The organism is Vibrio sp. B181a (assembly GCF_030248375.1).
Classification (GTDB): Bacteria; Pseudomonadota; Gammaproteobacteria; order Enterobacterales; family Vibrionaceae; genus Vibrio; species Vibrio campbellii.
On the sequence record NZ_JAHGAD010000084.1, the window covers coordinates 1 to 7,201 of the forward strand.

Annotated in this window: 7 protein-coding genes and 1 pseudogene; all 8 read left to right on the forward strand. The window is 55.1% G+C overall.

Features of this window, described 5'->3' with window-relative positions; translation table 11 throughout:
• Window positions 1-648 (forward strand): annotated as a pseudogene (locus tag KIO97_RS24335) (hypothetical protein); the annotation flags it as partial.
• Window positions 645-1,838, forward strand: coding sequence for a hypothetical protein (locus tag KIO97_RS24340; RefSeq protein WP_285384192.1), 1,194 nt, complete (start codon window positions 645-647; stop codon window positions 1,836-1,838). The pseudogene KIO97_RS24335 and the gene KIO97_RS24340, both read left to right, overlap by 4 nt.
• Before the next feature lies 1 nt (window position 1,839).
• Entirely contained in the window at window positions 1,840-2,553 is a 714-nt protein-coding gene (locus KIO97_RS24345) for a hypothetical protein (RefSeq protein ID WP_285384193.1), read from the forward strand.
• Window positions 2,550-4,205 (forward strand): GspE/PulE family protein, encoded by a 1,656-nt coding sequence (locus KIO97_RS24350; RefSeq protein WP_285384194.1) that lies wholly within the window; start codon window positions 2,550-2,552, stop codon window positions 4,203-4,205. The genes KIO97_RS24345 and KIO97_RS24350 overlap by 4 nt, the downstream gene beginning before the upstream one ends.
• The gene (locus KIO97_RS24355; RefSeq protein ID WP_285384195.1) at window positions 4,192-5,178 is read left to right on the forward strand and encodes a type II secretion system F family protein; all 987 of its coding nucleotides are present in this window, start codon (window positions 4,192-4,194) and stop codon (window positions 5,176-5,178) included. The genes KIO97_RS24350 and KIO97_RS24355 overlap by 14 nt, the downstream gene beginning before the upstream one ends.
• Window positions 5,179-5,191: 13 nt before the next feature.
• Window positions 5,192-5,686, forward strand: coding sequence for a hypothetical protein (locus KIO97_RS24360; RefSeq protein ID WP_274292184.1), 495 nt, complete (start codon window positions 5,192-5,194; stop codon window positions 5,684-5,686).
• On the forward strand, window positions 5,686-6,177 hold the full coding sequence (locus KIO97_RS24365; protein ID WP_285384196.1) for a hypothetical protein: 492 nt from the start codon (window positions 5,686-5,688) through the stop codon (window positions 6,175-6,177). Before KIO97_RS24360 ends, KIO97_RS24365 begins: the two co-directional genes overlap by 1 nt.
• A 41-nt stretch (window positions 6,178-6,218) precedes the next feature.
• Window positions 6,219-7,172, forward strand: coding sequence for a type II secretion system protein (locus KIO97_RS24370; protein ID WP_285384197.1), 954 nt, complete (start codon window positions 6,219-6,221; stop codon window positions 7,170-7,172).
• Window positions 7,173-7,201: the final 29 nt, after the last annotated feature.

The window sequence follows — 7,201 nt, forward strand, 5'->3', positions numbered from 1 at the left end:
GGCATTGATTGGAACTTGGTGCGTGATATTGGCGGCGATAACAGCTTAAGTTTTTTTATCCCTGGCACGGATCTGGTTTCAGGCACAAGCAGTCCCGGCCTTGCGTTTACCGGGGGCGGCAAATGGTCTGGCTCAACCGCACTGATTAACGCCTTAAACCAACAAGGGCAGGTTTCCACCGAAACGCCGATTACGATTTTGGTGCAAAACCATCAAACCAACCACATTACCCAAGAGCGCATCATTGAGTTTGTCGAAAACATCAGCTCTGACAGCGATGAAGGGGTCATTACCACGGACACCGAGCGTGGCAAACGCAGTGAAGGGGTGGACTTTATCGTGGTGCCGAACATTCAGCGTGACCACGTCTACCTTCGCACTTCCGGCATGTTAACCAAGATTGAATCTTTGGAGCAACAAGAAGTCGGCGGCGAAACCTTGATATTCCCGCAAATGCGTGAGGCAAAAATCAACTTTGCCAATAAGCTCAAGTACGGTCAAACCATCGTCATCGCGTCGGTCTCGCAAGTGGACACCACCACCGAAGAGAGCACCTTCTTAGGCATTCCGTTTTTAGGCGGTAACAGCGCCGTGAAACAGCGCGTGGATACCTTGGTGCTGCTCACGCCAAGGAGAGCGGACGGATGATGAAACCAACCATGGAGCTCTATGCCTTGCCCCATCAGGGGCAAATCAAGCGCGTGACCCGCACGTTAAAAAAACGCACGGCTTTGGCGTATCAATACGTCGCCGTTCGCGGCGACTGGGTGTGCTTGTACACCAGTGAAGCGCCGCAAGTTGCGCGCAGCGAGTGGTGGCTTGATGTTCTCGAAGGCAGAGGACTACTTGATGCGCGTGACACCGCGCTCATTGAGCCGCTGGCAGAGGATGAATGGCAAGGGGTGCTTATCGAAGAAGGCGTGGTACGCCAGATTTGGAGTGCACCTTCTTATTCTCAATTGACCGTCAACCTTGATGCGGCGTCGTGTGTGCTTGTTGTTGAGGCAGGAGAAGAAACGCGACTTGAAGGCACGTCAGTTGAAGAAAACTGGACACGCATTGCGCCGCCATCGGATGAAGAGCTGGCGCGCCTTAGTCAATACTTGCTCACCTCGCACGCGCCGCGATGGAAAAAGCCCGTGCTCGCCGGCGCTGTGGTGATGTCAGTCGTTGGCGCTTTAATTGCAGGGCAGGCGTGGCAGGCCCGCCAACCCAAACCAACGTCCACACCGAAAGCCAATGCGCCAGCAAAACCGATAACCCTGCCGCCTTGGGTGCACTATCGCTTAGCTATCCATGATGCGCTCAGCGCCCATCAAGTGATGCAAGGCGCGCTCATTAGCGCGGCCACGCTCGCCACCTTACCGCCAGGCTGGAAAACCGAAAGCATCACCCTGCAAGGCCATGCGTTAACCGCTTCCATACTCAGAGAGCCGCAAGGCCTAGTCATCGTCTGGTCGCAGTGGCTGACCCAACATCCTGCATTGGCGTCGCAGTTTACTGGCAACAGTGACACGCAAACGCTCACCATTCCTTTGAGTGAAGGCCTGCCTCGCTGGCATCAGCGCGCCATGCCATTGCGTCCCACCGATGCCCGTTTGCAAGACACGCTTGTGCAGCTAGGTGCGGTCACGACGCTTAGCCATGAAAGTACGCCCAGCACCTGGCAAAGCAAAACTTGGCAGGTGACGCACCCAGGCATGAATGTGGCTGAGTTGTCTCAGCTCGCCTCCTTATTTGATGCGCTGCCGCTGTCGATGGAGGCGCTCACTTTAACGCCAGTCAACCTCGATACCTGGTCACTGTCTTTTACTATCACCTTATATGGAGGGCTTTAATATGGCCGTATCCCCAATCAAGCTCGCCCTGATGGGCGTGCTTGTCGCTGGCGCCGCTTGGATGGGCTACACCACGCTGTTTCCAGAGCAAACCTCGGTGTACTCCGAACAAGCAAGCCACACGTCCGATACCACCAATACAGCTTCGACTGTTGAAAGCGCCTCAATCACGGAGTCTGCACCGACAACAACGCTAAGCGAGCAGGGACACTCAGAAGGGGCCTCTTCTGACGCGCCGCTTGGCGCCATTAATCAAGCACTGGCTGATAACATTGCCAAGCTTGGCAAGGCGCCTGAGTCTGTGCCGCCACTGCCACCGCTGGGCTTAGATGTGCAAACCTATCTCTCCAAACTCAGTGAGCTGCAACTGGCGACCGTAGACGCAAGAGTGCGCGAGCAAAAGCTGCGCGCTCAGCCGGACAATCGCATGGCAGGGCTTGGCTTAGAGAGTACGCCCGTCATGGCATCCCCTTCGGTCAACGCGCCGGTGAAAAAGACCAATGCCACACCAGATAGCAATCCCATGATGCTCGGTAGTCTTGTTCAGGTTGAAGATGGCCAATGGCAAGCGCGTCTTCATCTGCATGGCCGCTGGCACAAAGTCAGTCCGGGCACCAAGCTTGGCAAGGTGTCGATTTTATCCATCACCGAGCAAGGGGTTCGCCTGCGTGATAACGGTAAGGTGCGCTGGCTGCGCATGGGAGGTCAAGGATGAGTCACACACCAATGAATGCGTCGCTGACGCTGCTCAATGACCCAACCTTGCTGGAAATGTGCATCGAAGACGGTCATACCGTGGTGGATGAGCAGGGCGTGATATGGGTCGATACCCGTCAGGCGCCAAAGCTTCATGAAATACGCCTGTATGTTCAGCAAACCGAAACCCTGGCAGGTGGTCGCTTTTTTGCGCGAACGCCGCAGGTAAAGCACACCGATGAAACGCGCGTGCAAACCCTGCTGGATATGGCGCGCTCATTATTAAGTCAAGAGACGCAAGCAGCGCTAGAGTCGGCTTATGGCGACAAACTGACGCAGCTTTGTCAGGCCGCCGTCGATGTGAATGCCTCAGACATCCATTTGGAAGTGCACCGCTCGCGCACGCAGATTTTGCTGCGCGTTGATGGACGCCGAGAAAAGCTCAAAACCTTTGCCAATGGCGAAAGCGCCGAGCGTCTTGACCGCGCGGTGGGTCAGTCTTTGGCGGCCTACACCTTTAGCTTGGGGAACACCAACTACTCGCCGCGACTGCCACTCAATGACCGCTTTGAATTGCCTCTGACGCTTAACAAAAACGACGAACAAGAGAAACGTCACGGCGTCACGTCCATGGTGGAGTGGCGCGTGGCCATGATGCCGCTCAGCCATGGTATCAAACTGGTGCTGCGCTGCTTAACCCCGCTGGGTGAGCCGCTCACCCTCGATAACATGGACTTACTCCCAGCTCAGCGCGACTTACTGGAAAGTAAAATGCAGCGCCGCTCTGGCATCATTGTGTTAACGGGTCCTATGGGCTCTGGCAAAACCTCACTGGTGTACGCGCTGTTTGACACCGTCGACCGTGTGGCGCGCTGCTGTCATACCCTAGAAGACCCGGTCGAGTTTGAGCAAGAAGGCGTGACCAAAACCTTGGTCGAGCCCAAGCGAGAACTTAAAGAAGGCAGCGGTCAATATCTGGATTACACCTTCTACGCCCTAGAGCAGCTTCGTCAAGACATCGACATCACCTCGTTTGGTGAGCTTCGAAGTCATGGCACCACCAAAGAGTTCACCCGCAAAGGCGAGACTGGCGGTCTGGCATTATCAACGCTGCATGCCAACAGCGCACTGGGCGTGCCAGCGATTTTCATTGAGCAGCTTGGCATTCCGGCCTCGATTGTGTCTGCGCCTGGGCTAATGCAGCTCTTTACCCACCAAAAGCTGGTGCGAAAACTGTGTGAGCACTGCGCGCTATCACTTGAAGACGCTGAGGTTATCTATGCGCATCATGACCAAGCTGACGTCTATCACACGAAGAAAACTCAACTTTCCACCTTATTGCCAGACGCACTCGATAAGGTGCGCGTTAAACACCCAGCAGGCTGTAAGCATTGTCGTCACACCGGCGAGCGTGGCCGCCTACTGGTACTCGAACTCATTGCGCTCGAAGACGCTGACCGCGAATTCATCAAAGCCCAAGACTATCTGGGCTGGAGCCGCTATCTGCAAACCCAAGGTTGGCCGGACATTCGCCGTCATACGCTGCATCGCATCGCGATGGGGCAGGTGGACATTGCTTCTGCCTCTGAGCAAGTCGATGGGTTGATGCCTGTCTCATCCAAACGCCTGTATGAGCAAATTGAGCAGGAGATGAAGCATGACGCTGGATAAATGGCTGTTTGACAAAAAAGACCAAATTGCCCTGCTTGAGCAGTGGCGCACCTGCGCGCAATACGGCATGACCACCAAAGACTTTTGCCAAAAGCTCGCCGACAGTGGCTCCAGTAGCAGCAAAAAAATCGGTCAAGCAGGACTAAAAGCGCCCGGACAAGGCAAAGCGTTTACCGAGGTGCTGGAAGGTTGGCTCTCTCCGGTGGTGCTGTCGACCTTGGTGATTGCAGAAAAAAACGGTCAGCTGCAACAGGGGCTGGATTTGGCCATCAAAGAACTTGAAGGCGGACAAGGCGTGATGAAAGCGCTGTGTTGGATGATGGCGCTACCGATGGCTACGCTGTTTGGCCTTGGTGTGCTGGGCGTTTACATCAGCGGCGAAATCATCACCACTGCGGACTTAGCTGGCTCTATGGCAAGTCAGGTTCGCGATATCGTGAAAGGTCCAGGCGCCATCGCACTCGGCGTACTGATTGGGCTGTTTGTCATCAGCGCGCTATCTATGCCGATATGGACAGGCCAAAGCCGCGCACTGGTCGATAAGCTGTGGCCGTTTTGTGACTATCGCACCGCGGTGGCAGGCAACCTACTCTCAACCTTAGCCAACCTGTCTCAAGCCGGCATGAGTCTCAAAGCCGCCATGAAAGAAGTGCAGCCCCATTCGTCTCGCTATCTCACGGCGCACCTTCAGCGCATGCTCAGTCATCTGGAAACCGAAACCAACCCAGGGCGCGCGCTCGATACCGGCTTATTGCTGGCGGATGCACAAACCAACCTCAACGTAATGGGTGATATCGCGCCGCTCACCACCCTGCTGGAAAAAAGTGCCGAACAACATCACCGCCATCTGGCAAAAAAGATGGCCACCTTACAACTCATCGTCCCCAAAGTCATTTTGGTGCTCGCGATTTTACTGCTTGGCGCATTGGTCGGCAGCGCCATGGCCTCTCTGTTTATCTCAATCCAACTTTAAAAGGAAACCCAGTATGAAACGCATTCGCTCTAACCCAAACCAGCAACGTGGCGTCAGCCTGATTGATTTTATCATGTACGTCATTCTTGCGGTGTTTGTGTTCCTTGGCATCGTCAAGCTCTACAACATGGGCGTGGCCTGGTCAGCTCAGGCCAACACCGTCTCAGCGGTCACTCAAATCAAAGCCGGCGCAGAAAAAGTCAAAAGCGTCAACCACACTGGCACGTCGATGGCGAAGGTGTGTGACTCAGGCCGTAACGCGGTGGCGTCCACGATTTGTGGCGATTCGCGCGATGGCAAAGGCACCAACGAATACGGTGGTGACTACACCTTGACCGCCGATACCGCCAACCTGCAGCGCGTCAAAGTTGGCATCACCAACATTGATACTCAGTACATTGATGATTTGGCGGACACACTGGCCAAACTCAGTGCCGGAAACTGTAACAGCGCGGCAAGCTGCGCCACGTTGTCGGTCTCTGGCAACACCATCACGGTCACCTTGTAATGAACCTCACCTCACTGACCTTGGCCGCTGCGCTGCGCGTGGTGGCCATGGTGGGACTCGTGATGGGGGCCTTGCTGATGTACGACAGTGCCCGTGAGCAAGCGGTGTTTGAGCGCACCGCGGGCGCGCTCATGCAAGCCATGGATGAGCAGGTGCGCGCCGAAACCGAGCACACAAGCTGCCTGCACGCACCCCAGCAAGCAAATATCAATACGCTGATACAAGAAGGCTGGCTGGACGCCAGCATTGTCGAGCAAAGTCCGTGGACGCTGGGCATTCGCTATCAAAGCAGCAGCAAAAATGGCCGCGTGATAGCCAAAACCGCGCAGTTCACGGCCAATGATGCCAAGCGCTTAGCCGCTCTGGCAAAAAGCGCAGAGGGGAGCTGGCACCTGCAAGGACAAACCTTGACGCTGTTGGAGGTTATCGACGGACCAACGGACGTTGCACGCATGGAATACGACCCGGTCACCGCCTGCTTGGCTTGGTGAGCACGCAGCGTAAACACAAGACAACAATAAGGACCACACTGATGAAACCCTACTTAACACAGCGCGGCTTTGGACTGGTTGAAACCGTCATGACCCTTGCGCTCATCATGACTATCGTTGGGATAAGCCTGCCGTTTTTACTTGAGCAGCGCAAAGACGACGGTGCCAACGCCTACGCCAACCACGTTCGTGTGCTCATCGAGCGCATCCATCAATATCAATACTTTAAAATCACCGAAGAGGGCGTCAATCCTTCCAGTAAAGAGAGCTGGCCTGCCACGCTGGAAAGCCTCATGACCGACTACCCATTGCAATACTGGAATAGTTGCAGCGCCGCCCAGGAGCAAAACGGCGACTGCGTGCAGCCGGACTTTGTGCCGTGGAGCCACTCACGCATCGCGTCCTACTTCCAAACCGACGCCAGTAACTCTGCGTTTAACACCCATTTAGTGCTGCGTTTTCCGCTCTCCGAGCTTGCCTCTGAGCCCAAGGACTACACCCGTTGGTCGACTGTTTTGATGGACATTCCAGGCGCGCAGCGTGTGGGCAATGACATCGACATTACCCTTCGCCAAGCGACGCTGGCGCTGATGTACGACAACATCGTGATGCGCGATGGCTTTGCCACGCTCACCGATGACTGGGATGTGGGTGGACACAAAATCAGCAATGCGGAAGATTTCACCATTCGCAACAGTGATGGCACACAGACCTCAATCGCTCAGGGTTTGGTGACCATCTATCACGTCAAAGCATGGGAGGAGTTTGCCAAACCTTCGTGCCCAGAAGGGTTGACCGCAACCCCGCAGTTGTCACTGGCCAGTGTGGACGTGACGTATCCGTACACCATTACCGGCAGCTTAAAGCCTTATATCGCAAGTGAAACCGCCACGACATGGGCGGCCAACATCGATGCGTATGTGATTAACACTGAAACCAACCAATACAACGTGCTGAACTCCGGCGAAATCATGGCCATGGTGCAGTGCAAATAACCCAACCTAGAGGAAGGAAAGATGAAAAC

What these genes read in the sequence shown, in the direction of transcription:
- KIO97_RS24350 (WP_285384194.1), top strand. Translation starts at nt 2,550, where the DNA reads ATGAGTCACACACCAATGAATGCGTCGCTGACGCTGCTCAATGACCCA.
- KIO97_RS24345 (WP_285384193.1), top strand. Translation starts at nt 1,840, where the DNA reads ATGGCCGTATCCCCAATCAAGCTCGCCCTGATGGGCGTGCTTGTCGCT.
- KIO97_RS24340 (WP_285384192.1), top strand. Translation starts at nt 645, where the DNA reads ATGATGAAACCAACCATGGAGCTCTATGCCTTGCCCCATCAGGGGCAA.
- KIO97_RS24365 (WP_285384196.1), top strand. Translation starts at nt 5,686, where the DNA reads ATGAACCTCACCTCACTGACCTTGGCCGCTGCGCTGCGCGTGGTGGCC.
- KIO97_RS24355 (WP_285384195.1), top strand. Translation starts at nt 4,192, where the DNA reads ATGACGCTGGATAAATGGCTGTTTGACAAAAAAGACCAAATTGCCCTG.
- KIO97_RS24360 (WP_274292184.1), top strand. Translation starts at nt 5,192, where the DNA reads ATGAAACGCATTCGCTCTAACCCAAACCAGCAACGTGGCGTCAGCCTG.
- KIO97_RS24370 (WP_285384197.1), top strand. Translation starts at nt 6,219, where the DNA reads ATGAAACCCTACTTAACACAGCGCGGCTTTGGACTGGTTGAAACCGTC.